Origin of the sequence: Mesorhizobium sp. Cs1299R1N3 (genome assembly GCF_037179625.1) — a bacterium.
In the GTDB taxonomy this organism is placed as follows: Bacteria; Pseudomonadota; Alphaproteobacteria; order Rhizobiales; family Rhizobiaceae; genus Mesorhizobium; species Mesorhizobium salmacidum.
In genome coordinates this window covers 483069-508424 of the sequence record NZ_JAPYKQ010000002.1, presented here as the reverse complement: position 1 = coordinate 508424, position 25356 = coordinate 483069, and the positions used below count along the sequence as shown (strand labels likewise).

25 protein-coding genes are annotated in these 25356 nt (G+C 62.8%); 10 read left to right on the top strand and 15 right to left on the bottom strand.

What is annotated here, in order from left to right:
• Positions 1-10: 10 nt before the first annotated feature.
• Positions 11-1159, top strand: coding sequence for a GGDEF domain-containing protein (locus O7B34_RS07840; RefSeq protein ID WP_337145535.1), 1149 nt, complete (start codon positions 11-13; stop codon positions 1157-1159).
• Positions 1160-1208: 49 nt separating this feature from the next.
• On the opposite strand, the gene O7B34_RS07835 is transcribed toward O7B34_RS07840, so the two are convergent.
• The 6 genes from O7B34_RS07835 to urtA all read right to left on the bottom strand — a co-directional run bounded on the left by O7B34_RS07835 (position 1209) and on the right by urtA (position 7409).
• Positions 1209-1385, bottom strand: a complete 177-nt coding sequence (locus tag O7B34_RS07835; protein ID WP_084636783.1) for a hypothetical protein — start codon at positions 1383-1385, stop codon at positions 1209-1211.
• Positions 1386-1646: 261 nt separating this feature from the next.
• Entirely contained in the window at positions 1647-2342 is a 696-nt protein-coding gene (gene urtE / locus O7B34_RS07830; protein ID WP_140750158.1) for an urea ABC transporter ATP-binding subunit UrtE, read from the bottom strand.
• A gap of 69 nt (positions 2343-2411) precedes the next feature.
• A complete protein-coding gene (urtD, locus tag O7B34_RS07825) occupies positions 2412-3158 on the bottom strand; it encodes an urea ABC transporter ATP-binding protein UrtD (protein ID WP_027144934.1) in 747 nt (248 codons plus the stop codon).
• A 6-nt stretch (positions 3159-3164) separates the two neighbouring features.
• The gene (urtC, locus tag O7B34_RS07820) at positions 3165-4400 is read right to left on the bottom strand and encodes an urea ABC transporter permease subunit UrtC (protein WP_337145534.1); all 1236 of its coding nucleotides are present in this window, start codon (positions 4398-4400) and stop codon (positions 3165-3167) included.
• On the bottom strand, positions 4397-6013 hold the full coding sequence (gene urtB, locus O7B34_RS07815) for an urea ABC transporter permease subunit UrtB (protein WP_337145533.1): 1617 nt from the start codon (positions 6011-6013) through the stop codon (positions 4397-4399). Before urtB ends, urtC begins: the two co-directional genes overlap by 4 nt.
• Before the next feature lie 118 nt (positions 6014-6131).
• Positions 6132-7409 carry an urea ABC transporter substrate-binding protein gene (urtA, locus tag O7B34_RS07810; protein ID WP_245262238.1) on the bottom strand — a complete coding sequence of 426 codons (1278 nt, stop codon included), beginning with the start codon at positions 7407-7409 and terminating at the stop codon, positions 6132-6134.
• Between the two features lie 344 nt (positions 7410-7753).
• On the opposite strand from urtA, the gene O7B34_RS07805 reads away from it, so the two are divergent.
• Positions 7754-8161, top strand: coding sequence for a hypothetical protein (locus O7B34_RS07805; protein WP_337140426.1), 408 nt, complete (start codon positions 7754-7756; stop codon positions 8159-8161).
• 87 nt (positions 8162-8248) lie between these two features.
• Here O7B34_RS07805 and O7B34_RS07800 read toward each other — a convergent pair whose 3' ends face one another.
• Positions 8249-8962: a DeoD-type purine-nucleoside phosphorylase gene (locus tag O7B34_RS07800; protein WP_337145532.1), complete on the bottom strand. Its 714-nt coding sequence runs from the start codon at positions 8960-8962 to the stop codon at positions 8249-8251.
• An 86-nt stretch (positions 8963-9048) separates the two neighbouring features.
• The gene (gene cckA / locus O7B34_RS07795; protein WP_337140429.1) at positions 9049-11625 is read right to left on the bottom strand and encodes a cell cycle histidine kinase CckA; all 2577 of its coding nucleotides are present in this window, start codon (positions 11623-11625) and stop codon (positions 9049-9051) included.
• A gap of 329 nt (positions 11626-11954) precedes the next feature.
• Between cckA and O7B34_RS07790 the strand changes: the two genes are divergently transcribed.
• Complete coding sequence (locus O7B34_RS07790; RefSeq protein WP_337145531.1) at positions 11955-12698, top strand: hypothetical protein; 744 nt, start codon at positions 11955-11957, stop codon at positions 12696-12698.
• A gap of 136 nt (positions 12699-12834) precedes the next feature.
• Here the strand turns inward: O7B34_RS07790 and dksA are convergent, their stop codons facing one another.
• A complete protein-coding gene (gene dksA / locus O7B34_RS07785) occupies positions 12835-13251 on the bottom strand; it encodes an RNA polymerase-binding protein DksA (RefSeq protein ID WP_006202025.1) in 417 nt (138 codons plus the stop codon).
• A 277-nt stretch (positions 13252-13528) separates the two neighbouring features.
• On the opposite strand from dksA, the gene O7B34_RS07780 reads away from it, so the two are divergent.
• From O7B34_RS07780 to O7B34_RS07765, 4 genes are all read left to right on the top strand, one after another.
• Positions 13529-14032 (top strand): SixA phosphatase family protein, encoded by a 504-nt coding sequence (locus tag O7B34_RS07780; RefSeq protein ID WP_027144925.1) that lies wholly within the window; start codon positions 13529-13531, stop codon positions 14030-14032.
• 76 nt (positions 14033-14108) lie between these two features.
• The gene (locus tag O7B34_RS07775; RefSeq protein ID WP_337145530.1) at positions 14109-15587 is read left to right on the top strand and encodes a YcjX family protein; all 1479 of its coding nucleotides are present in this window, start codon (positions 14109-14111) and stop codon (positions 15585-15587) included.
• Positions 15584-16669: a YcjF family protein gene (locus O7B34_RS07770; protein WP_337145529.1), complete on the top strand. Its 1086-nt coding sequence runs from the start codon at positions 15584-15586 to the stop codon at positions 16667-16669. The genes O7B34_RS07775 and O7B34_RS07770 overlap by 4 nt, the downstream gene beginning before the upstream one ends.
• A 123-nt stretch (positions 16670-16792) precedes the next feature.
• Complete coding sequence (locus tag O7B34_RS07765) at positions 16793-17344, top strand: hypothetical protein (RefSeq protein ID WP_337145528.1); 552 nt, start codon at positions 16793-16795, stop codon at positions 17342-17344.
• Between the two features lie 104 nt (positions 17345-17448).
• Here O7B34_RS07765 and O7B34_RS07760 read toward each other — a convergent pair whose 3' ends face one another.
• From O7B34_RS07760 to O7B34_RS07750, 3 genes are all read right to left on the bottom strand, one after another.
• Entirely contained in the window at positions 17449-17715 is a 267-nt protein-coding gene (locus O7B34_RS07760) for a hypothetical protein (protein ID WP_337145527.1), read from the bottom strand.
• A gap of 179 nt (positions 17716-17894) precedes the next feature.
• Positions 17895-19103, bottom strand: a complete 1209-nt coding sequence (locus O7B34_RS07755; protein ID WP_337145526.1) for an MFS transporter — start codon at positions 19101-19103, stop codon at positions 17895-17897.
• Between the two features lie 59 nt (positions 19104-19162).
• Positions 19163-20152 carry an AraC family transcriptional regulator gene (locus O7B34_RS07750; protein ID WP_337145525.1) on the bottom strand — a complete coding sequence of 330 codons (990 nt, stop codon included), beginning with the start codon at positions 20150-20152 and terminating at the stop codon, positions 19163-19165.
• 159 nt (positions 20153-20311) lie between these two features.
• On the opposite strand from O7B34_RS07750, the gene O7B34_RS07745 reads away from it, so the two are divergent.
• Together O7B34_RS07745 and O7B34_RS07740 are read left to right on the top strand one after the other, a co-directional pair.
• Positions 20312-22147 (top strand): monovalent cation:proton antiporter-2 (CPA2) family protein, encoded by a 1836-nt coding sequence (locus tag O7B34_RS07745; RefSeq protein ID WP_337145524.1) that lies wholly within the window; start codon positions 20312-20314, stop codon positions 22145-22147.
• Positions 22148-22163: 16 nt separating this feature from the next.
• Positions 22164-22709 (top strand): DUF924 family protein, encoded by a 546-nt coding sequence (locus O7B34_RS07740; protein ID WP_337145523.1) that lies wholly within the window; start codon positions 22164-22166, stop codon positions 22707-22709.
• A gap of 10 nt (positions 22710-22719) precedes the next feature.
• Here O7B34_RS07740 and folK read toward each other — a convergent pair whose 3' ends face one another.
• From folK to folP, 3 genes are read right to left on the bottom strand one after another with little or no spacing between them, the layout of a single operon-like run.
• Positions 22720-23232: a 2-amino-4-hydroxy-6-hydroxymethyldihydropteridine diphosphokinase gene (gene folK / locus O7B34_RS07735; RefSeq protein ID WP_337145522.1), complete on the bottom strand. Its 513-nt coding sequence runs from the start codon at positions 23230-23232 to the stop codon at positions 22720-22722.
• Positions 23216-23575 carry a dihydroneopterin aldolase gene (gene folB / locus O7B34_RS07730; protein WP_337145521.1) on the bottom strand — a complete coding sequence of 120 codons (360 nt, stop codon included), beginning with the start codon at positions 23573-23575 and terminating at the stop codon, positions 23216-23218. The genes folK and folB overlap by 17 nt, the downstream gene beginning before the upstream one ends.
• 3 nt (positions 23576-23578) lie before the next feature.
• Positions 23579-24427, bottom strand: coding sequence for a dihydropteroate synthase (gene folP, locus O7B34_RS07725; protein WP_337145520.1), 849 nt, complete (start codon positions 24425-24427; stop codon positions 23579-23581).
• A 114-nt stretch (positions 24428-24541) separates the two neighbouring features.
• Between folP and O7B34_RS07720 the strand changes: the two genes are divergently transcribed.
• Complete coding sequence (locus O7B34_RS07720; protein WP_337145519.1) at positions 24542-25162, top strand: DUF922 domain-containing Zn-dependent protease; 621 nt, start codon at positions 24542-24544, stop codon at positions 25160-25162.
• Positions 25163-25356 lie beyond the last annotated feature (194 nt).

Below are 25356 nucleotides of genomic sequence, written 5' to 3'. Positions count from 1 at the left end.
AAAGAGGGGCATGTCGCTCGACTACACTTCGCTTCTGCTGGCCGTCGGGTTCTCCGCTGCCTGCCTCAGCCTGACATTGTTCGGCATGTGGCTGACCGCCCGCTCGGAAAAATTCCTGCTGACATGGGCGATCAGCCTGGTGTTCGTGGTCGGCGATATTTTCATCTATGACGCCTATATCGACATGCCCGGGCGTCTGCTCGGCATCGCCACTTCAGCGTTCCTGCTGATCGGCTTTTCGGCCATGCTGGGTGCTGCCTATCAGTTCCGAACCGGCGGCTCGCCGTTGCCGCGGGCGCTGTGGGGTTGCGTTTCGTTGGCGATTGCGTTGCCTCCCATGGCTTTGGGCTATGATGGCCTCGGCTTCATGTTCGAGAACATGTTCGCCGCCTTGCTGCTGTTCGCCACGGCATTCGAATATTGGCGAGGCCGCGATGAGGCACCCGCCCTGACGATCGGCATCACCGCGCTCTATTCGGCCACGGCCACATCCTTCGCGCTCTGCGCCATGGTTCTTGCCTGGGATGGCAAACTGGTTCTGGGACACGCACCAAGCAACTGGGCCGAGGAACTCAGCCTCATCGTGGTTATCGCCAGCATGACAGGTATCGGCGCGCTTTCGCTTGCCCTTAACCAGGGGCGCCTGGCGAGGTACCACCACCGCAACGCCCTGACGGATCCCTTGACCGGCCTGCTCAACCGGCGCGCTCTGTTCGACATGCACGGCGACGTCCCGGTCGGTGCCTTTACCGCGGTGGTCGTCTTCGACCTCGACAACTTCAAGGCCATCAACGACGAATTCGGTCACGCGGCGGGCGATGAGGTGCTGAGGGTGTTCGCCAGGGAACTCGCCGGCAATCTTCGCCAGACCGACGTCGCCGCGCGCATGGGCGGCGAAGAATTCGCACTGGTTCTGAAACGCACTCTGCCGGAAACGGTCGAGCAATCGGCAGAGCGAATCCGAGCCGTATTCGCGACGCGGCTGATAGAAACCGAAAGCGGTTTGCTCACCTGCACGGTCAGCGCCGGGTTTGCCTTTGGCAGCAAGGAAGGGCTCAGCTTCGACAAGGTGCTCAACGCCGCCGACAAGGCGCTCTACGATGCCAAGCGCGGAGGCCGCAACCGCGTGACCGCCTCTCCCTTCCGACGCGTGAGCTGATCACGCGTATCATGGAGAGGCTGTGATTGTTGGATGGCGAAGGCTGCCCTTAGGCCGCCATGACGATTTCATTGAAGGCATCGAGGTCGACATAGAAGACCTTGGTGATCTCCTCGATCAGATCGTCGTAATCGCAGCCTTGTGACCTCAAGATGTTGATGGCGGCGATGATATCGACGCGTTCGGTAAGCCGCCGCTTCTGGTAGTCCTCGACGTAACGTTCCATGGCTGTCCCTTAGCCTGTGTGCCCAAACGGGTTTGAACGACAATCAGATCGGGAAGCTAGGAAGCCTTGCTTGCGTGGAACTTGCAGAACCTTCGCCGCGCCTCGATCTGCGATACCAGACTGATACGGAAGCGGCCGACTCACAAAGCCTAGAAAAGACTAGCATGCGATATTGCGTGTGCCAGAGACGCAGATGATGGACGGAAGAAATATTGGACTTGCCAAGGACTTCAAATCTTCAAATGAAGTTCAGCGCCGATTCTAGACCGTAAGGAATTTGCGAACATCAGCCCGGTCCAAATCTTCCGCTGGGCCGGTGTGGACGATCTGGCCGCGGTCCATGATGTTGACCTCGTCGGCGAGTTCTCGGCAGAAGTCCAGATACTGTTCGACCAGAAGCACCGCGATGCCGGCCTGGTCGCGCAGGTAGCGTATGGCGCGGCCGATATCCTTGATAACAGAGGGCTGGATGCCTTCGGTCGGCTCGTCGAGCACTAGCAGCTTCGGCCGCATCACCAGCGCCCTGCCGATGGCCAACTGCTGCTGTTGACCGCCGGAAAGATCGCCGCCACGACGGCCAAGCATCTGCTTCAGCACCGGAAACAGTTCGAAGACGTGCGCCGGCACGTTGCGGTCGGCGCGCCTCAAGGGCGCGAAACCGGATTCGAGATTTTCCCGCACGCTGAGCAGCGGAAAGATCTCCCTGCCCTGCGGCACGAATGCGATGCCCGACCGGGCGCGGTCATACGCCGCGCTCCGGTCGAGCGCCTTCCCCTCGAAGGCAACGCTTCCGCTCGTCAGCCGGTGATGGCCGACGATCGATCTCATTAAACTTGTCTTGCCGACGCCGTTGCGGCCCAGCACGCAGGTGATCTTGCCCGCACCCGCCTTCAGCGACACGCCGCGCAGCGCCTGGGCGGCGCCGTAATGGAGCGTGGCATTGGAAACCTCGAGCATGTCAGCGCCTTCTCCAGAACCGAAGAAACGACATGTCGAAGTGATGGAATTGCACCCGCCAGACCATGTTCATCTCCCCAGATAGACTTCGACGACGCGCTCATCGGCCGAGACGAAATCGAGCGTCCCTTCGGAGAGCACCGAGCCTTCATGCAGGCAGGTGACCTTCACGCCGAGCTCGCGCACGAAATGCATGTCGTGCTCGACGACAATGACCGAGTGGTCGCGGGCGATATCCCTGAGCAGCCGTGCGGTTTCCTCGGTTTCCGCATCGGTCATGCCGGCGACCGGCTCGTCGACCAGAAGCAGTTTCGGGTCTTGCGCCAGCAGCATGCCGATCTCGAGCCACTGCTTCTGGCCGTGGCTGAGATTGGCGGCGAGCTCGCGGCGCTTGTCGCCTAACCGAATGATGCCAAGGATGTCATCGATCTGCCGCGCCTCGGCGGCCGATTGGCGGTGGAACAGCGCCGGGAAGATCGAACGCGGCCCCTTCAGCGCCAGCATCAGGTTTTCTTCGATCGTGTGGCTTTCGAAGACGGTCGGCTTCTGGAATTTGCGGCCGATGCCCATCATGGCGATCTCGGCTTCGTCATGCCTGGTGAGGTCCACCTGGCCGTCGAAGAACACTTCGCCTTCATCCGGCCTCGTCTTGCCGGTGACGATGTCCATCATCGTCGTCTTTCCGGCGCCGTTGGGGCCGATGATGGCGCGCATCTCGCCCTTGTCGAGCACCAGCGACAGATTGTTGATGGCGCGAAAGCCGTCGAAGGACACCGAGACGCCGTCGAGATAGAGGATGGTGTTGGATTTGCTCATGGTCGCTTACTCCGCCGCCTGCGGTTCGGGGTCGGACCAGGACCATTCGCCCGGATTTCGCGCTGGCGAGCGAGCGGGCTTCGACGTCGCGGACGCGATCCCAACCTCGGTGCCGGCTTCTTCAGCGAGGGAAGCCGCGCGCAACGCCCTGGCATTGCCGCGCCAACTGTCCCACATGCCGATGATGCCCTTGGGCAAGAGCAAGGTGACGGCGACGAACAGGCCGCCGAGCGCGAACAGCCAGAATTCCGGCAGCACGCCGGTGAACCAGGATTTCCCGGCATTGACCAGCAGCGCGCCGATGATCGGCCCGACAATTGTGCCGCGCCCGCCGACGGCCGCCCAGATTACGACCTCGATCGAATTGGACGGCTCGAACTCGCCGGGATTGATGATGCCTACCTGCGGCACATAGAGCGCGCCGGCAATGCCGGCCATGACGGCCGAGACGGTGAAGGCAAACAGTTTTACGTTCTCCGCCCGCCAGCCGAGGAAGCGCGTGCGGCTTTCAGCGTCGCGCACGGCCATCAGGAGCTTGCCGTATTTGGAGCCGACGATCGCCCAGGTGATGAAGACGGCGAGTGCGAGCATGATGGCGCTGGCCGCGAACAGTGCCGAACGGGTCGCATCGGCTTGCACGTTGAAGCCGAGAATATCCTTGAAATCGGTCAGGCCGTTGTTGCCGCCGAAACCCATATCATTGCGGAAGAAGGCGAGCAGCAGCGCATAGGTCATCGCCTGGGTGATGATCGAGAGGTAGACACCGGTGACACGGCTTCGGAAGGCGAACCAACCGAAGATGAAGGCAAGCAGACCGGGCACTGCCAGGACCATGAGGCCGGCGAACCAGAATTGGTCGAAGCCAGTCCAGAACCAGGGCAGCTCCTTGTAGTTCAGGAACACCATGAAATCGGGCAGGATCGGATTGCCGTAGACGCCGCGCGAGCCGATTTGACGCATCAGATACATCCCCATCGCATAGCCGCCGAGCGCGAAGAAGGCGCCATGGCCGAGCGAAAGGATGCCGCAATAGCCCCAGACCAGGTCGAGCGAGAGCGCCAGCAGCGCGTAGCAGAGATATTTGCCGGTCAGCGCTACGATGTAGGACGGCACGTAGAAGGCGCTGGTCGGCGAAACAGCCAGATTGAGCAGCGGCACGATAACGGCCACCGCCAGCAGGACGAAAATGGTGATGGCGATGCGGCGGTCGGCACCCGCGGCGAAGAAGCGTCCTGACATCATGCTTCCACCGCCCTGCCCTTGAGCGCGAACAGGCCGCGCGGGCGCTTCTGGATGAACAGGATGATCAGCACCAGCACGACAATCTTGCCGAGCACGGCGCCGGCATAAGGCTCGAGAACCTTGTTGACGATGCCGAGCGAAAAGGCGCCGACCAGCGTGCCCCAGAGATTGCCGACACCGCCGAAGACGACGACCATGAAGCTGTCGATGATGTAGCCGCGGCCGAGATTGGGCGAGACATTGTCGATCTGGCTGAGCGCGACGCCGGCAATGCCGGCAATTCCCGATCCTAGCGCGAAAGTCAAAGCGTCTACCCACGGCGTCCTGATTCCCATCGACGCGGCCATGCGCCGGTTGGCGGTGACGGCGCGCATCTGCAGGCCCCAGGGCGTGCGCTTCATCACGTAGAGCAACATGCCGAACACCGTGAGCGCGAACACCAGAATCCACAGACGGTTCCAGGTGATGGCCAGTTGCCCGATGTCGAAGGAGCCGGACATCCAGGACGGATTGCCGACCTCCTGGTTGGTCGGCCCGAAGATCGAGCGCACCGCCTGCTGCAGGATAAGCGAGACGCCCCAGGTCGCCAGCAGCGTCTCCAGCGGCCGGCCGTAGAGGAAGCGGATCACCCCGCGCTCGATGATGAGACCGACGAACGCCGCGACCAGGAAGGCAAGCGGCAGCGCGATCACCAGCGACCAGTCGAACAATCCGGGAAAGGATGTCCGGATCACCTGCTGGACGACGAAGGTCGTGTAGGCGCCAAGCATCACCATCTCGCCATGCGCCATGTTGATGACACCCATGACTCCGAAGGTGATGGCAAGCCCGATCGCCGCCAGCAGCAGGACCGAACCCAGCGAAATCCCGTACCAGATGTTCTGGCCGGCATCCCACAAGGCCAGCGTCGAATTGATGCTGGCGATCGCCGCCGTCGCCGCGTCCCTGATCGCGCCCGACGCACTGGCTTCGACCGAGGTGAGCAGCGAAACCGCATCGCGGTCACCACGCGTTCCGATCAAGGCGACCGCGGCGAGTTTGTCGGCCTCAGGCCTATCGGAGACAAGCACCGAGGCCGCACGAGCCTGTTCGAGCAGGGCCTTGACGCCGGCCACGGTCTCTTTGGCCATCGCCGTGTCGAGTGGCTCTATGTTCGAGGCATCGGGTGTTTTGAACATTGTGTCGGCCGCGGCCAGTCGTGCGGCCGGGTCCTTGGCGCCAAGCGTCAACGTGCCCAGCGCGTCGCGGATGACGCGTCGCAGCGTGTTGTTGACCTTGATCTTGGTGACGTCGTCCTTGGCAGCCTCGCCTGATGCTTCGCTGCCGAGCGGGTCGAAAAGCTGGACGCCTTCGCCGGCTTCCTTGCCGACGAAAACCAGGGAATCGGCCTTGCGGATATAGAGGTTGCCGTCGGCGAGTGCCGAGAGCGGCCTTTCGACCGTTGGATCGTCTGTGGCGGTTAGTTCATGCACCACTGCTCCGATGTCCGAAAAACCCTTGGCAGTAGCGAACTTGGCGATGGTGGCGCGCAGATCGGCTTCGCCTGCCCCCGACGACGACAGCGTCGCCAGCAGGAACAACAGTGTCAGGCCAATCGTGCGGATCAAGGTCATCGGCTTCTGTGGACCCTTGGAGGCTTGAAATTGGGCGTCCGGACTGTGGAGGAAACTGCCCGGACGCGAGCGGTCTTGGGGATGGGCCTGAAGGCCCAGCCCGGTAGACCTGGGAGGATCAGTTTGTGCCCTTGCCGCCGCACTTGCCCGTGGCAACGTTGAAGTTGCCGCAGGACAGAGGCTTGCGCCAATCGGAGATCAGGTCCTTGGAGTCCGGCAGGTAGTCCGACCACTCGTCGCCCATCACCAGGCCCGGTGTGCGCGAAACCGTTTCGAACTGGCCGTCGGCCTGGATTTCGCCGATCAGCACCGGCTTGGTGATGTGGTGGTTCGGCATCATCGTCGCATAGCCGCCGGTCAGGTTGGGCACCGAAACGCCGACCATGGCGTCGATCACCTTGTCCGGATCGGTGGTGCCGGCCTTCTCGACCGCCTTCACCCACATGTTGAAGCCGATATAATGGGCTTCCATCGGGTCGTTGGTGGTGCGCTTGTCGTTCTTGATGAACTTGTGCCAGTCGGCGATGAACTTCTTGTTCTCGGGCGTATCGATGCTCTCGAAGTAGTTCCAGGCGGCGAGATGGCCGACCAGGGGTGCGGTGTCGAGACCGGCCAGCTCTTCCTCGCCGACCGAGAAGGCCATGACCGGGATGTCCTCGGCCTTGATGCCCTGGTTACCGAGCTCCTTGTAGAATGGCACGTTGGCGTCGCCATTGACGGTCGAGACAACCGCCGTCTTCTTACCGGCCGAGCCGAACTTCTTGATCGCCGAAACCTCGGTCTGCCAGTCGGCGAAGCCGAACGGCGTATAGTTGACCATGATGTCCTCGGCAGCGACGCCCTTCGACTTCAGGTAGGCTTCGAGGATCTTGTTGGTGGTGCGTGGATAGACGTAGTCGGTTCCTTCGAGCACCCAGCGCTTCACCGAGCCGCCATCCTCGCTCATCAGGTAGTCGACAGCTGGAATCGCCTGCTGGTTCGGCGCGGCACCCGTGTAGAACACGTTGCGCTCGCTCTCCTCGCCCTCATACTGGACGGGATAGAACAGGATGTTGTCCAGTTCCGAGAACACTGGCAGCACCGATTTGCGCGACACCGAGGTCCAGCAGCCAAACACCGCCGCGACCTTGTCCTTCGAGATGAGCTCGCGCGCCTTTTCGGCGAACAGGGGCCAGTTGGATGCCGGATCGACCACGACAGCTTCGAGCTTCTTGCCGAGCAGGCCGCCCTTGGCGTTCTGCTCGTCGATGAGCATCAGCATGGCGTCCTTCAGCGTCGTTTCCGAGATTGCCATCGTGCCCGACAGCGAATGGAGAATGCCGACCTTGATCGTGTCGTCGGCAGCCCTGGCCGGAGCGGCCATCAGACCGGCGGCAACCACGCTCGCCGAGAACATTTTTATTATTGTCGAGAAATTACCCCACATTACGGAAGACTCCCAAGCTGGTTGATTGCACCGCGACAATGCAATGCAACCCCCATGCCAACCGCTGACGGTATGCCGAAAATAGGAAAATATCACAACATTATCAGATGGTTGTTATATTAGAATGAACAGATAGAAGAGAACCGGTTAAAAATTGATTGAGGGAAAATTGCGCAGTGTAGAGCGCGTTTGCCTAATTTTAGCCCATTTTCTCCAAATGCCTATATTTTGGCCGTAGCACACGCGTCGTGGGCAACAAATGTTGCGGCGCGGCGCAAAAATAGGGCAAGCTTGTCGTTCAAGCGGACGGCATCATGACATCAGGCATCTCACGCATATTCATCGGCATATTGTCTCTGGCGGCGGCAACCGGAGCGGCGCGGGCCGACTTCAGCGATGGCAAGATGCCCGATGGCACCTATCACTGCGAAGTCTACCTGCTCGGCCTGTTCCTCAATCTCGGCGACATCACCATCAAGGGAAATGTCTACACGGGTCCTGTCACCTTCGGTGCCGCCAAACAGGCTTACAATTACCAGATGGACGCAAACGGTGTGATCACGTGGCTGGGCCCGCTGGGCGGCTACACCACTGGCGGCAACGCGCTCTCGATGACCCAGGCAACGCTCGACGGCCAGAGCCCGCCCTCCTTCGACATCATCATGAAGCAGCCCGATGGCGCCTTCACAGCCTCGACCTGCACCCGGGGAGGCAACCAGTAGGCCCTCGCCGCCATTGGGGCCCCAGCGGTCTGCACGTCTTCGCGGCCACCGGCCATCCATGGCGGAGGTGCTGAAGCGCGAGGCCGCCTAGCGCCCTTGCGTGGCAATTTCGAGCGCCAGGCGGCTCATGTCGGTGAAAAGCTCCTGGCGTTCGGAATGGTCGGCCTGTTCGCCTGTGACAAGATTGTCGACGACGGTCAGCAGCGACAATGCCCTCGCGCCGAAATGCGCCGAGATGCGATAGAGAGCGCTGGTTTCCATGTCTACGGCAAGCGCTCCGAGCGCCTTTGCATCGGCATAGCGGGCGGGCGCTTCAGGATGGTAGAAAATGTCGGTGCAGGCTGTCAGGCCGGCGTGGTGGTCGATGCCGAGTTCGGTTGCCTTGGCCAATGCGCAGGCGAGCAGCGCTGGGTCCGGGCCGGCATCAGCTTCGTAAAGACCAAAGACCCTACCGCTCTCGGCGTCTTCAGGCCGTGCCGATTGCGAGATCACAAGGCTGCGCAGCTTTGCCTCGGCGCTCAGGGTACCGCAGGTACCGGTACGGATCAGTGTTCGGGCACCATAATAGTCAAGCAATTCATGCGCATAGATCAGGAACGACGAAACACCGATACCCGTCGCCTGAATGCTGACGGGCTTGCCGCGAAACAGGCCGGTAAAACCAAGCGCGCCGCGTCGATGATTGACGCAGCGCGGCGCGTCCAGGAAAGTCTGCGCCATCCACTCCGCGCGCTGCGGGTCGCCCGGCAACAAAACCGTGTCGGCGTAGTCGCCCTTGCCTGCCTCGATGTGTGGCGTCAACAGCTGCTCCCCCAAGCCCGCCTGCCATATTGTCAATAATCATGGCGTTGTTACGGCGTTGCGCAAGGGCGCGGCATCAGAAATACCTAGGATTCAAGCATATCCTTCACGATCGTGGCCAGTTGCTTGAGCGAGAACGGCTTTGGCAGGAAGCCGAAATGCGCCTCCGCCGGCAGGTTCCTGGCGAATGCGTCCTCGGCATAGCCGGAGACGAAGACGAACTTGATGTCCGGCTGGCGTTTGCGCAATTCACCGAGCAGCGTCGGCCCGTCCATTTCCGGCATCACCACGTCGGAAACGACGATGTCGACCTTGCCGCCGAGCGCTTCGAACACTTCCAGCGCCTCGACGCCCGAGGACGCCTCGTGAACGGTGTAGCCGCGCGAGGTCAGTGCCCGCATGCCACCCATGCGCACCGCGTCCTCGTCCTCGACCAGCAGCACCGTGGCCGACCCGGACAGGTCCTTGGCATTGTCGACCGGTTTGGCCGGTGCCGTGGCCGGCGCTTCGCCGGGTTCGGCTGCGTTTTTCGCTTCAGCGATGTGACGTGGCAGGAAGATGCGGAAAGTCGACCCCTTGCCGAGTTCGGAATCACAGAAAATGAAGCCGCCGGTCTGCTTGATGATGCCGTAGACCATGGACAGGCCAAGGCCCGTGCCCTTGCCGACCTCCTTGGTGGTGAAGAACGGCTCGAAGATCTTCTTCAGCACGTCGGGCGCGATGCCGCTGCCGGTATCCTGGACTTCGACCACCACATAGTCGGCCGCGGTGAGTTCGCGATAGGCAAAGGTCTTGCACTCCTCGGCGGTCACGTTGCGGGTGCGCACCGTGAGATCGCCGCCGGCCGGCATCGCGTCGCGCGCGTTGACCGCCAGGTTAACCACCACTTGCTCGAACTGGCCGATATCGACCTTGACCGGCCACAGGTCGCGGCCGTGGTCGACCTTGAGCTTGATGTCGTTGCCGACCAGCCGGGCAAGCAGCATCCTGAGATCGGCGAGTACGTCGGTGAGGTTCAGCACTTCCGGCCGCAGCGTCTGCTTGCGCGAGAAGGCCAGCAACTGTCTCACCAGGGAGGCCGCGCGATTGGCGTTCTGCTTGATGTTCATGATGTCCGGGAAGGACGGATCCGACGGCCGGTGATTGGTCAACAGCAGGTCCGACGCCATGATGATGGCGGTCAGCACATTGTTGAAGTCGTGTGCGATGCCACCGGCGAGCTGGCCGACGGCCTGCATCTTCTGGCTTTGCGCCATCTGCCCTTCGAGCGCCTTCTGCTCGGTCGTCTCGACGGCGTAGACGATGGCCGATTCCTCGGCTCCTTCGCCGCCGGTGCCGTCGGCGACGGCGTTGACGTAGAAACGGATGTGCCGCTCTTCATTGCCGGGCAGCACGGTGTCGATCGGTTCGATGTCGGCCTGTCGCTGCCGGGCTTTCTCGAACGCGGCGGCGAAGGCCGGCCGGTCGCGGTCATGGATCACCGTGTCGAGCCGCACGCGGCGATCCACGGCATCACGGTCGACGACCGAGGAAAACAACGACAGGAATGGTGCGTTGGTGCGCAGGATGCGCCCGCTGGCATCGACACCGGCGATCGCCATCGGTGTCGAATTGAAGAAGCGGGTGAAGCGCACTTCCGAAGCGCGCAGATCGGCCGAGGCATCCTCGCCTTGCGTGCGGTTGAGCACGATGGTGCGTGTCGGGCCGCCGACGCCCTCCCGGCTGGCCGAAACGCGATGCATGAAGCGTACCGGCAGCGCCTCGCCGGTCATCGTCGTCAAGTCGAGATCGATGACCGCATTGCGCGTCGTGCCGGGATCCGCCTTGACGGAGCGCACCAGCGCCATGCCGTCGCCGGCAACGATATCTGGCAAGGTGACGGCGCCGGGCGTGAAGCTGGCAAGGTCGATGCCCAGCCATCCGGCGAGCGTGGCGTTGATGTAGGTGACGCGGCCGTCCTGGTCGGCCGAAAAGAAACCGGCCGGTGCGTGATCGAGGTGATCGATGGCCTTCTGCAGATCGAGGAAGAAACGCTCCTGCTCGGCCCGCTCCTGCGAAATATCGGCGAGCTGCCAGGCCAGCATCGGCAGCCGCTGGCCCGGAACGCTGAACGTGCGGGCGCGTGCCCGGTACCAGCGGGCGCCCGGTTCAGCGCCGGGCCGGATCGATTGCGCGAGCCGGAACTCGCCGTCGCCCGGCTGCCCGTCACGCAGGCCGGACGCCAGCCGGTAGATGGTCACCGAGGCTTCGGGGATATCGGAGAGCAATCCTTCGACCGTCTTCAGGTCTGCGGCCGAGGAGGCCCCGGTCATATCGGCATAGGCCCGGTTGGCGTAGACGACGCGGCCCTTGGTGTCCGTGACCAGCAGGCCCTGTGACATCGAGTCGACGAAAGCCTTGGACAGTTCGTCGCCCGTCGAACGCGGTGTGATCTGCACGAAGCCGATCGCGGTCGCGAACAGGAAGCCGACGCCGATCATCGCCAGCACGCCGAGCATGCCGAGCAGGAAGGGATCGCCGAGGCGCTCGCGGAAAAGGCCGAAGACGATGGCCGCTCCCGTCAGAACGACGATGAAGATGATAAGCCGGGTGACCGCGCCCGGACGCGTATTCTGGTCGACGATCGGTACCGGATAGAAATCGCCGCGCGCTTCCTTGGCCATATGCCCCCTGCTCGTGAAATCCGAGTTTCCGACACCCGCCCCTAATGCATGTCGCCCAAAAGTGACTTCGGTTTCGGGAAAACGACATGCATGAAAAACAAGGGCCTAAAGCGCGTCGCATGAATCCGCTTCAGCGCGACGCGCATTAGCCGGTTGAATCACATTCTCCTAGTCCGGAAAAGGCCCGGGCGGCAAATGTCAGATAAAAATGATGCCGGCCGGCCTTCCCTGTGTTTCAAGCTGTTCACGATGCGTGAAAGGCAACTTGCGGTGGCCAGTCGCAACGGTCTAGTGTCGCGTCACTTTCCAAAACCGATCAGGGGAAACCAATGCAGTGGCTGGATAGCGTGGCGGGTCCCGGTTATGCGGCGGCACTCCTGTGGACCTTCGCGGCGCTGATCCTGCTGGTCATCGTTCTCATCATCGTCAGGCTCGTGCGCAACCTGACCTTCGGTACGTTTGTCGCGGGGGGCCGCAACCGCAAGACGCGGCTCGCTGTCATGGACGCCACCGCCGTCGACAGCCATCGCCGACTGGTGCTGGTGCGACGCGACGACATCGAACATCTGCTCCTGATCGGCGGCCCGACCGACGTTGTTGTCGAACGCGACATCCGCCTCGCCGCGCCGCGTCGTCCTGCGTTGACCGGAGATGGCGGCCTGCAGCCTGTCCCGGCGGCCGCGAAGCCGCGGCCGCCGCAGCCCGCTCCCGCGCCTCCCAGACAAGCACCCGCTCCGCAGCCGGCGGCAGGACCTGCCCGCCAGCGCCTGGCAGCGCCGCCACCGGCCCCGGCCCCGGCTCCTGCACCGAAACCAGCGGCGCAACCCTATCAGTCGACCAATGTCACGCCGCTGCCTGCCTATGGCTCCGCCAACGCCAATGCTGTCAGGCAGGCGCCACCGCCGCCGCCGAGGCAGGACAGCATCGACGATACGCTGATGAAGGAACTCGAAGTTTCGCTGGACCAGCCCCAGTCCGGCGGGCCGGCCGACAAACCGGCAGCCAAGGCACCGCCGTCGCTCGACGATGAAATGACCAGGCTTTTGGGCGAACTCTCGAGCCAGAAGAGATGATTTGCGCCCGGGCCGCCTGCCAATGAATTGAACCAGTCGACGTTCAAGCGCGCTTGGCCAGTTGAAGTGCGCGCCGACATCGAACAAAAATGGCCGGAGAACCGGCCATTTTGGCAATCAATGCATAGGCGATCCATCAGTCGTCGCGATAGACTTTTTCACGGCGCTCATGCCGCTCCTGCGCTTCGATCGACAAGGTAGCGATCGGGCGCGCGTCGAGCCGCTTCAACGCGATCGGCTCACCGGTCTCCTCGCAATAGCCATAAGTGCCTTCGTCGATGCGCTGCAGCGCCGAATCGATCTTTGAGATGAGCTTCCGCTGACGGTCGCGGGCCCTGAGCTCGATGGCGCGGTCGGTTTCCGAAGAGGCGCGGTCGGCGAGGTCGGGATGGTTGGCGTTTTCCTGCTGCAGGATTTCGAGTGTTTCGCGCGCTTCGCGCAAGATATCATTTTTCCAAGTGACGAGCTTTAGGCGGAAGTAGGATTTCTGCCGTTCGTTCATGAACGGCTCGTCTTCGGAGGGTACGTAATCGGCGGTAACGATGTCGTTCATTCGACTCACCCAAACAGCCCCAATTTTGGCGCCTATATATTCGCCGCCAGACGCCTGCACAAGCGCAATCAGCCACCGACTCACGCAAATGTTAAAGTGTGTCTCCGGCCTTCGCCGGAGCGGGATAAATCTGTTTTGATGGCGAAAGTACGACGATCCTCGCCGATCGCCCCGCAGGTGATTCGCCGCGCTGAAGAACGCGCACCATTGTGCGCGAAGCTTTTCTCGTGGCTAATCGCGGCAGGACTTCGGCTTTTCGGGCGTCATTGGAGGTTGTGTGAGCAGGCTTTATCTGTTGCGACACGCCAAGGCCGGCTGGGCCTTGCCAGGCATGCGTGATTTCGATCGTCCACTCGACGCATCCGGCCGCGCCGATGCCGAAAAGATGGGGACCGCGATGCGATCCCGCTCCTATGTTCCGGACCTGACGCTGTGCTCCAACGCCAAACGCGCCAGGGAAACGCTCGAGGGACTGGCTGGCCAGACCGACACAGGCAAGGTGCTGTTTTTCGACACGCTCTACAGCGAGGACGCGGCCGGCTATCTCCGGCTCGTCCGGGATCATGGCGGACCCGGGTCATTGCTGGTCATAGGCCACAACCCGATGACTGAGGATCTCGCCATGGCGGTTTCGGGCGATGGTGGCGAGACGGAGCGGGCAATGCTCAATCATGGCTTTCCGACCTCGGGTCTCGCCGTCGTCCGTTTCCCCGGCAATCTGGCGAAAGCGGCCCAGGGAGCGGGATATCTCGAAGCGTTCCTGACACCTGCCGATCTCTGATGCCAATTTCCAACACCATTTCAAAGCCTGGTTCCAGCGCCTATATCGGACGGACGCAAGTCCGAGAGAGCACATTTTGGCATCATCGCTGACGACCTTCACCGACGAGGCAAGAATTGCCCTCGACACATTTTCGGGACGCGCCACCGGACTTTTTTCTCCATCGCTGCGTCTGGGTGTCACGGGCCTCTCCCGCGCGGGCAAGACCGTCTTCATCTCGGCCTTCGTCCACAATCTGATCCACGGCGGACGCCTGCCGCTCTTCGAGGCGCAGAAATCGGGGCGTATCGCGCGCGCCTTCCTCGAACAGCAGCCCGACGATGCCGTGCCGCGTTTTCAGTACGAGGACCACATCGCCGCTCTGGTCAACGATCGCGTCTGGCCGGACTCGACCCGCGCCATTTCGGAACTGCGGCTGACGATCGAATATGAATCGGCCTCCGGCTGGAACCGCATGTTTTCGTCGGGCAAACTGTCGGTCGACATTGTCGATTACCCCGGCGAATGGCTGCTCGACCTGCCGCTGCTCGGCAAATCCTTCGCCGATTTTTCGCGCGAAGCCCTCGAAATGGCCACGCTGCCGGTGCGCGAGGACCTTTCGCGGGCCTGGCGAGCGATCTCGGCGGAAATCGACCCGAATGCCGACGCCGACGAAATGACGGCACGCCGGCTGGCTGAAAGCTTCGCCGCCTATCTCAAGGCATGCAAGCTCGACGAGCGGGCGCTTTCGACCTTGCCGCCCGGCCGTTTCCTGATGCCTGGCGATCTCGAAGGCTCACCCGCGCTGACCTTCGCGCCGCTGGCAGGCCTCGGCGACAGGCGCGCGCGCAACGGCTCGCTGCACGCCATGATGGAACGGCGCTACGAGGCCTACAAGACGCATGTCGTCAAACCGTTCTTCCGCGAGCATATCACGCGTCTGGACCGCCAGATCGTGCTCATCGACGCCATGCAGGCGCTGAACGCCGGGCCTGGTGCCATGGCCGACCTGGAGCGCGCCGTCACCGAGATCCTGAGCTGTTTCCGTCCTGGCCGGGGCAGCTTCCTCACCGACCTTTTTTCCCGGCGTATCGACCGCATCCTGGTCGCAGCGACCAAGGCCGATCATCTGCACCACGAAAGTCACGACCGGCTGCAGGCGATCGTGCGGCGCCTGGCTGACCGCGCCGTGGCGCGGGCGAATTTCACCGGCGCCGATGTCGACGTGGTCGCCATCGCGGCGGTGCGCGCGACCCGCGAAGGCACCGTAAAGCAGAGCCGCGAGACATTGCCTGTTATTATCGGCACGCCGATCGCCGGCGAGAAGATCAATGGCGAAACATTCGATGGAAAGACGGAAACAGCTATATTTCCTGGTGATTTACCGGAAAACATTGATGCTGTTTTCGACCTTTCGGGGTCGGACCACAGGCAGGACTCCACGGACCCGGCAATCCGCTTCGTCCGGTTCCGTCCGCCGAAACTCGAACGCACAGCCGAAGGTGTCACGCTGTCGCTGCCGCATATCAGGCTCGACCGCGCCTTGCAGTTCCTGATCGGAGACCATCTGGCATGACCGCGCCCCGCAAACCGGCGGCATTCCGTATCGAGCCGGAAGCCGCGCCGAAACAAGACGCGCCACAAGCGCGCCAGGCCGAACCGCCGCGCAAACCGCGTCCGATGAAGGCCGATGTGGCGCTGGTCATCCCGGCGGAGGTCGACGTTTTCGACGAACCGGACATTATTGCCGCCGAGCCACCGCCGGCGGTCGCCCCCAGAAAGCGCTCGGTTCTCGGCAGCATCTTTTTCGGCGCCTTCGGCGTGCTGGTTTCGCTGGCTGTCGGCCTGTGGACCGACCAGTTGATACGCGATCTCTTCGCCCGCGCCGAATGGCTGGGCTGGCTGGCCGCCGGCATGGCGGCGATTGCGCTGCTGGCGCTTCTGGTGATCCTGATTCGCGAATTCCTGGCGATCGCCCGCCTCGCCGAGGTCGAAAAGCTGCAGAAGCGCGCGCTCGATGCCATCGCGCGCGACGATCCGAAGGCGGCACGCGCGGTGGTGGATGAACTGTCGGCCTTTGTCGCGGCCAAACCCGAGACCGCGGCCGGCCGGCGCGCGCTGGCCGAATTGCGCGGCGAGATCATTGACGGCGCCAATCTGGTGCGCCTGGCGGAAGCGGAAATCCTCGGTCCCCTCGATGTCAGGGCAAAGGTGATGATTCTCGAGGCCGCCAAGCGGGTCTCGCTGGTGACGGCGGTGAGCCCGCGCGCGCTCGTCGACGTCGCCTATGTCGTCTTCGAGGCCGGGCGCCTCATCCGCCGGCTGTCGGAACTCTATGGCGGACGGCCCGGAACGTTGGGTTTCTTCCACCTGGCGCGCAGCGTGCTGGCGCATCTGGCGGTCACCGGCTCGATTGCCGTCGGCGACAGCTTTGTCCAACAGATCGTCGGCCACGGCCTGGCGGCGCGCCTCTCGGCAAAGCTCGGCGAGGGCGTCGTCAACGGCATGATGACGGCGCGCATCGGCATCGCGGCGATGGAGACGGCGCGCCCCCTGCCCTTCAGCACCGCCAAGCGCCCGGGACTGGGCGATTTTCTTGCCGCCCTGACATCGTTCGCGACCAAGAAAGACGCCGAAACAGCCGGCTCCGGCAAATAGCGTCCAGCTCTTTGGGACGCTGCTCGGATTACGGCTTCGAAGGCTCCCGGTGACGAAGCATTAACCAATCTTCTTCATGGTCAAACCGGTTTCAAACAGTCTCGTTGTTGCCGGGTGTCGTCGATGAAAAGCGTAATTCTGTCCAGCATCCTGCCCCTGGCGGCGGCGATCACAGCGGTCGCCGGTATTGCCTCCGGGGCCTGCGCCGGAGAGCCGGACAAGCAGTTTTTCCAGTCGGCCGAAGGCAAGTGGATCGGCCCCGGCGAAATCGTCGCCGGCAAGTACAAGGGCACGAAATTCAACTGCAGCTTCACCGGCGCCACCCCCGACGGCAAGACGGGCATGACGCTTGACGGCGGTTGCCGGGTCGGCATGTTCACCCAGCCGATGTCGGCCAAGATCGAGCGCAAGGGCCGCGACTACAAGGGTTCCTTCATGGGTGGCGCGGCCGGCGCCGGCCTCGATATCATCGGCGGCAATGTCGTCGACGCCCGCAAGGTCGTCTTCACCATCAACCGCAACCAACTGCGCGGCGTCATGCAGGCACGCATTCCCGACGACAATTCGATGACGGTGACGATCGCCGTGCGCGTTCAGGACCAGTTGGTGCCGGTCATCGGCATGAGTCTTAAGCGGGTCGATGCCGTCGAAGTCGGCTCCATCGCGCCGAACTGAGCGACGAAAATCGCTTCACACTTTCCTGGAATTGCTCGAATACACCCCAAAAAACCAAAGAGGCGGCAGCCCATCGCCACCGCCTCCTTTGAAACAGTCGGGCGTCAGCCCTTGATCGCGGCGGTCACCTCGTCATACGCCTTGCAGGCGTCGGCCAGGGTCGTGGAGCCCTGATATTTGGTCGTCACCGCCTGGACCTTGGCGGTCAGGTTAGCCGCCTTGGAGGGATCCTTGGTGATCGCCTCCTGCAGCGCGGCGGCCATGTCCTGCGCCTTCTTGGTCGCCATCTCGGTCGTGCACTCCGGAGCCTTCGAACAGGCGGAACCGGCAAGCACCGCCAGCCCGACGGCAACGAGCAAAAACTTCTTCATGTCAGTCATCTCCTCAAAAGGGTGGGACATGATCGCCGCTCACCCCCAATGGCCGAAGCCGAGCGTGCTTAGCCTTCGATTGTGGCAACAAGCAACGCGTTACCGACGTCAACTTGTGTAACGCGCCTGCAACATTGCCAACGGCCGGATTCAGGCTACCGTGTCGGTGGCGGCGAAGTTCAGCTGCGCGGTTGTAGCAGCGCCAAGACGGCCGTCGATGCGGCAAGGATGGCAGTCGCAGTCAAAGGCGCTGTCGGGCCATAAGTGTCCACAACATAACCGCCGACAACCGCGCCGATGGTGATGGCGACCTGAAAGGACGCGACCATCAGGCTGCCCGCTGCTTCCAGCGCGTCCGGCGCCGCGCGAGACAGATTTGTCGGCAGCACCACCGGCGCCATGCCGAAGGCGAAGCCCCATAGCGTGGCGAAGCCAAAGGCAACGCCGATGTGCACGCCCCAAAGCACCAATGCCAGCGCCGCGAACGCCATCAATGCGGCCGTAACCACGAGAGCCACGTGGATATTGGCGTCGGCCATGCGGCCACCGGCAATATTGCCGATCACAGCCGCGATGCCAAATCCGAGCAACGCCAGGGCAATTGGCCCGGTCGCAAGGAGCGTCACGTGTTCGAGAAACGGACGTACATACACCGAGCCGGCAAAATGCCCCATCATCAGCAAAAGGATAGCAAGCATACCGAGTTGAATGCCACGCCGCCGTGTCAGCCGAAGGACGTCTGCAAGACTATTGCTTGCCGTTGCAGGCAAGGTCGGCAGGCTGAGTAACTGCAGCAACATGGCAAGCAAGGCCAACCCCGCCGTCATGGCCATGGCGCTGCGCCAACCCAGCCAGTCGCTGATCAACGCGCCCATCGACGGTGCGGCGATTGTTGCGAGCGAGACGCCGAGGGTGACGATAGCCATGCCCCGCCCCGTCGCATTGGCGCCAACCAGCCTCGCCACGACGGCTACCGAAAGTGCCCAGAAAGCGCTGAGAGCGATCCCCAGCCCGGCCCGGCCCAACAATAACAGCCAGAAATTGGGCGCTAGCGCCGCAAGAATGTTGGAACCGACCGCCAAGGCCATGAGGCCGACAAGCACCGTCTTGCGGTTCAATCGGCCGATGAGGACATTGCTCAATATGGCCGTCACCGCGCCGACGGAAGCGGTGGCGGTGACCACCTGCCCGGCCGTCCCCTCGCTGATGCCGAGATCGCGCGCCATCGGCGTCAACAGACCTGCCGGGAGGAATTCGGCGGACACCAGCGCAAAGCTGGTGGCCGCCAACGAAAGGACCGCGAACCATGTGGTTGCGCTCCACGTGGCCGGCGCGGCGGCATCAAGGTCAATCGCCGCGTCTTCAAGTTGTAATGTTGTGTCAGTCACGGAAGGATCTCCAAAGTTTGGAGATCTTCATAAACGAGTCTTTTCGGATGATATGTATCTCAAAATCCGAAATTCATGCCTATTCGTCCGGGAATTGTGCGACGCACAACGCCCGGTGAGACATTGGTGATGCGCTTGAAGGCGCGAGCGAAGGATGCCTCGGAATCATAGCCCAAGCGGGTAGCAACCTCGGCCACCGACAAGCCGTTTTGCCCCAACAACTCGCGGGCAAGCTGCATGCGCAGACGGGCGAGATAGCGTGCCGCGCCTTCTCCCAATACCGCACTGAAGCGCTTCGCGAAAATCGAGCGCGATTGGCCTGCCAGGCTGGCGAGGCTTTCGAGCGTCCAGTTATGGCCGGGGTCTCTGTGCATGGCTGCCAGAGCGCGGCCAATATGGGGATCGCGGATGGCCGCGAGCCAACCGGTGGTCGAAGCGCCCGTGCAATTGACCCAGCAGCGAATGAGCCGGGCCGTCAGCAAGTCCGCCATCCGAGACAAGATGGTGGCGCTGCCCATCTGCGGTTGCGCGGCTTCGGCAGTCATAGCCGCCAGCAAAGGACCAACGACCGGGTCATTGCCGGCCACGTCGCAACCCTTGATGATAGGCGGCATCAACGTAATCAATGGGTTTAGCGCACAGGCACCCAAGGCCATGGAGCCGCAGAAAAGGGTGCTTGTCGCGCCCGTTCCTTCCCGCACCACTTCGCAGACGTTGCCCCCCAACTTGGTCACCTGGCAACCCTCGAGCGAGTCGCCCACGACGTCCGGCGCACTCGCCAGCCGATGGGCGATACCTTGTGGCAGCAACACCAGATCGCCATCGCGCAACTCCTGCCAGCCTTGCGCTTCGGTATGAATCCAGCATGGACCCTGACCAACAAAGTGAAAACGCAGCAGCGACTGTTGCGGAAATTCTATGCTCCAAGGATGTCGGAGTTCGCAGCGGCCATAATTGACTCCACTCAAGCGAAAGTCCTGTAGAACTTCGCTGAGCGCATCCATCGGGATGTGAGGCGGAGAACCCGGCCGGGACGAATAGTGAAGCATCGGGCGTATATAGACACCAATCGTCCGACAGGCAAGCGGAGACCGTTGTTCCACCAGGGGAATCGCTTCAACGGCACCCTACCCGTCCTGGCAGGCTCCCCGCCCTTGCCTCCCGCTCCAACTGCATGCAAGGAGTGATCGGACACAGGGACAAGAGGCATGGCAGCGGAAGCATCAGGCAGCGATCTCATTCAGGTGGTGGCTCTGCTGGCGGCGGGTGTGGTGGCCGTCCCGATCTTCAAGCGCATGGGTCTCGGTTCGATTCTCGGTTACCTGGCCGCCGGCGTGGTGATCGGCCCATTCGGCATCGGTGTCTTTTCTGAATCGGGAGCCATCCTCCATGTCGCCGAACTCGGCGTCGTCATGTTCCTGTTCATCATCGGCCTGGAAATGCAGCCGTCGCGGCTCTGGGGCCTGCGCCGCGAGATCTTTGGGCTTGGCGCGCTTCAAGTCGGGGTATGCGCCGTGCTGCTGACCGGTGTCGGCATGGCCGGAGGGTTTCCGATCGCGCAATCCTTCGTCGCCGGCGCCGGTTTCGTGCTGACCTCGACGGCCATCGTCATGCAGCTTCTGGAGGAACGCGGCGAAATCGCCTCGCCCAAGGGCCAACGCATCGTTTCCATCCTGCTGCTGGAGGATCTGGCGATCGTGCCTCTGCTCGCCCTGATCGCTTTCCTGGCGCCCGGCGGTGCCGGTACCAGCCTGTCGGAGCGGCTGACCGAGGTCGGCATCGGCCTCGCCGCGATCGTGGGACTGGTGGTGGCGGGACGCTACCTGCTCAACCCCTTCTTCCGCATCCTGGCGGATGCCCGTGCGCGCGAAGTGATGACGGCCGCGGCTCTTCTGGTCGTACTCGGGTCGGCGCTCGCCATGCAGCTCAGCGGCCTGTCGATGGCGATGGGCGCGTTCCTGGCCGGCGTGCTGCTCTCGGAATCGACCTTCCGCCATCAACTCGAAGCCGACATCGAACCGTTCCGCGGCATCCTGCTCGGCCTGTTCTTCCTTGCGGTCGGCATGTCGCTCGATCTGCATGTGGTGGCCGCGAACTGGAAGCTGATCGCCATTTATGTCGTCGCCTACATGGTGATGAAGGCTTTCGGCATCTACATCGTCGCCCGCATCCTGAAATCAGGCCACCGCGAGGCGCTGGAACGCGCGGTCTTCATGACGCAAGGCGGTGAATTCGCTTTCGTGCTCTATTCCGCGGCCGCCGCCGTCGGCATCATCGATGGCCAGGCAAACGCGACGCTGACGGCGATCGTCATCATCTCCATGGTGCTGACGCCGCTGGCGATCATTGCCTTGCGCTATTTCACGCCGCGCGACGAGCAGTCGCTGGACGGCGTCGAAGTCGCCGACGGCCTGACCGGCAGCGTGCTGGTCATCGGCTTCGGCCGCTTCGGCCAAATCGCCAGCCAACCCCTGCTCTTGCGCGGCATCGACGTCTCGATCATCGACAACGATGTCGAGATGATCCAGGCGGCCGCCGATTTCGGCTTCAAGGTCTATTATGGCGACGGCACGCGGCTGGACATCCTGCACGCGGCCGGGGCCGGCCGCGCGCGGGCCGTGCTCATCTGTGTCGACAAGCCCGACGCCGCCATCCGGATCGCCGAACTCGTCAAGGCGGAGTTCCCCTTGCTTACGGTGCTGGCACGTGCGTTCGACCGCGGCACGGCACTGCAGCTCATCCGCGCCGGCGTCGACTATCAGCTGCGCGAAACCTTCGAATCGGCGCTCGTCTTTGGTGGCTCGACCCTAGAGGCGCTGGGCGTCGATCCCGAAGACGTCGCCGAAACGATCGAGGACGTCAGGCGCCGCGACACGGGCCGGTTCGAGACCCAGCTCGCCGAAGGCATCCGCTCGGGACAGCGTTTCCTGAAAGGCAATATCGGCACGCCGATCCCGGCCCCGCTTTCCACGCCCCGCCGTCCCGGCCAGGCGCTCAACGAGGAAACGGCCGGCGTCCTGCATAAATCCGAACCGGCGAACTGAATTGGGGAATCAGGCAATGGAACTGGACAGCAGAGCCCTGTCGGTCACCAAATTCTGGCGCGACGCCGGCGAGGATGCGTGGTTCGGGAAGAACAACGCTTTCGATGCCGATTTCCGCGACGGCTTCCTCGATCTCCATTACGCTGCCGCGCGCCGTGAATACGACGACTGGTCAGGATGTGCCGACGGCTCGCTGGCGCTGATGATCCTGCTCGATCAGTTTCCGCGCAATTGCTTTCGCGGCACCGGCCACATGTTCGCGACCGACCCGTTGGCGAAACACTTCGCGCAAAAGGCGATCGCTGCCGGCCATGATATCGTGCTGGAGCCGGAAGTCCGCGTGTTCCTTTATTTGCCGTTCGAACATTCGGAAAACCTTGCCGACCAGGAACTGTCCGTCGAACTTCACACCGCCAGGGCCGAGTTCAATCTGAAATACGCGCTGGAACATCGTGACATCATCCAGCGCTTCGGCCGTTTCCCGCACCGCAACAGAATGCTCGGCCGCGAGACGACGGCTGAGGAAAAAGCGTTCCTGGATGACGGTGGTTTCTCCGGCTGATTTCTGCGGTCTAGCGCAGCCACCAGTCGCGGCCGGATGGCAGCCGCTCGATGCCGGCCGCGTCGACCGCGCCCAAGCGATCGACAACGCGTTTGCCGTCTACGGTAAGGTCCGGCGCGATCTCGGCCAGCGGCGCCAGCACGAAGGCGCGCTCCAGCATGCGCGGGTGCGGCACTTCAAGGCCCGTTTCATGGATGATGCGGTCGCCGAACACCAGGATGTCGATGTCGATCAGGCGCGGCCCCCACCTCTCTTCACGCACGCGTTTGAGCTTTCGCTCGGCATCAAGGCAGAGGTCGAGCAATGTCCGCGGCGACAGCCGAGTCGACAGTTCGGCGGCCGCGTTGAGGAAATCCGGCTGGTCGAGCTTGCCCCAGGGCGGCGTCCGGTAGAGCGAAGAAACGGCAGCCACGTCAGTATCGGAATCGGCGTCGAGCAGGCGTAACGCGGCCCCCATCGACTTGGCCGGATCGCCGAGATTGCCGCCGAGGCTCAGATAGACGGTATTACTCGGGCCAGACAACGGTCACCTCGACGTAATCGAGCACGCCAGGCACCGGGGCATTCGGCTTGCGAACGGTAACCTCGGCTTTGCGGATCTGGGGAAAGCGCCCGGCGAGAGCCTTTGCGACCTCCAGGGCCAAAGCCTCGATCAGGAAACGCCTGTGTCCAGTGATGATTTCCTCAATGACGGCGAAGGCGACGCCGTAATTGACGGTTTCCCCGATGGCGTCATCGACGAGCGCGCGGCCGGGCTCGACAGTGAGCGAGGCATCGACATAGAAGCGCTGACCGAGCGCTTCTTCCTCATCCAGCACGCCGTGCCGGGCAAAGAAGGCGCAATTCTTCATGCGGATGACATACATGGCTCAGCGTTCCGATCCGGTTTCCCGCGCCAGCATAGCATCCACCACGGCCAGCGCGTCCACGTTGATTGCGACATCATGGACGCGAAACAGATGCGCGCCCTTGAGCCGGAGAATGACGCTGGTCGCCGCCGTCCCGGCTGCCCGGTCGGCTGCGTCGCGGCCGGTGACGGTGCCGATGAAGCGCTTCCGCGACGTACCGGCCATCAGTGGGAAGCCGAGTGCATCAAGCTCGGAAAACCGTGCCATCAGGTCGAGGTTTTCCTCCGCCGTCTCCTTGGCGAAACCAAAGCCGGGGTCGAGCACGATCTGGTCGTCTGCGACACCTTGCCCGCGCCCGATCTCCAGCGATTTCCCCAGGAACGCCAGCTGGTCCGCGATCACGTCGGGAAGCTTCTCGCGATCCCGGCCGGTATGCATGATGACGAGCCCGGCGCCGGTTTCGGCCGCCACTCGCGCAATGTCGGGCTCGCGCTGCAGACCCCAGACATCATTGACGATGTGCGCGCCGGCGGCCACGGCGAGCCGCGCTGTCTCCGCACGATAGGTATCCACCGAGATCAGCACGTCGCCCGCACGCGCCAGCGCCTCGATCACCGGCAGGATACGGGCCTGCTCCTCGGTGGCCGAGATCGCGGCGGCGCCCGGCCGGGTGGATTCTCCGCCGACATCGATGATTGCGGCGCCTTCCCCGATCATGCGGCGCGCCTGGACCAGCGCGCTTTCGGGAGCATCAAACAGGCCGCCATCGGAGAAGCTGTCGGGCGTGATATTGAGGATGCCGACCACCACGGCCTTGCCGCCAAGCTCGAGATGGCGCTCATGCGCCAGCTGCCATCGCCCCGCCGTCATTGCGCATCAACCATGGGCTCATCAACCAAGAGGTCATCAACGATGTGTGATCCGCATCGGACCAGTTCCGTTGCGCCGGCAAAGGCCGTAAAGCAAGGTGACCGAAGAGGCAACATGATGACACGATCCCTGCTCTGCGCACTGCTGCTTACCGCCGCCGTTCCGGCGGATGCGGCCAATCTGGTGAAGACATACAGCTATTTCGCCATCGGCGGCAGAACGCTGGAGGATATCGAGCAGCAACTCGCCAAACACGGGCCGCAGGTCAAAAGCACGGGATCGCGCCACCCTGGCGCCACCCAGATGGCTTTCACGACACGCATCAGCTACGCCAGCCAGTCCGGCTCCTGCCGGATCGCCGACGCGGTCGTGACCGTCAAGGTCAAGGTGATCCTCCCCGAATGGCGCCGGCCGCGCAAAGCCGATGCCGACGTGCGGCTGTTCTGGGATACATTGTCGGCCGACATCAAGCGCCATGAAGACCGCCATGTCGAGATCGCCAAGAACCACGGCCGTGCACTCGAAGACGCGTTGAAGGCAACCTATCCGCAGAAGGACTGCGATGCGGCAAAGGCCAAGGCCGCCGAGATCACGGCGGTTCAGCTAGCCAGACACGATCAGGATCAGGTGCGGTTTGACCTTGTCGAAGGCGCCAATTTCGAAAGCCGCATCCTGCGGCTGATGCGCTACAGGATGGAGCGCATCGGAAGTGGCCGATTGCCGCCGCCGACCTGAATTTCCTCACCGCTTCCGTTGGCCTGGATGCAAGCCAACCGGGCGGAAGCGTAGTGCCAGTCTCGATTTTTTTTCGAGCACTAGTCGAAATAGGCCTATACGGAACGACATATCCAGGGTTGCTACAGCCACAAGCTGGAAGCACGAGCATCACAACCGATCGCGCCGCGGACGCACCAGACAGACCCGATGCG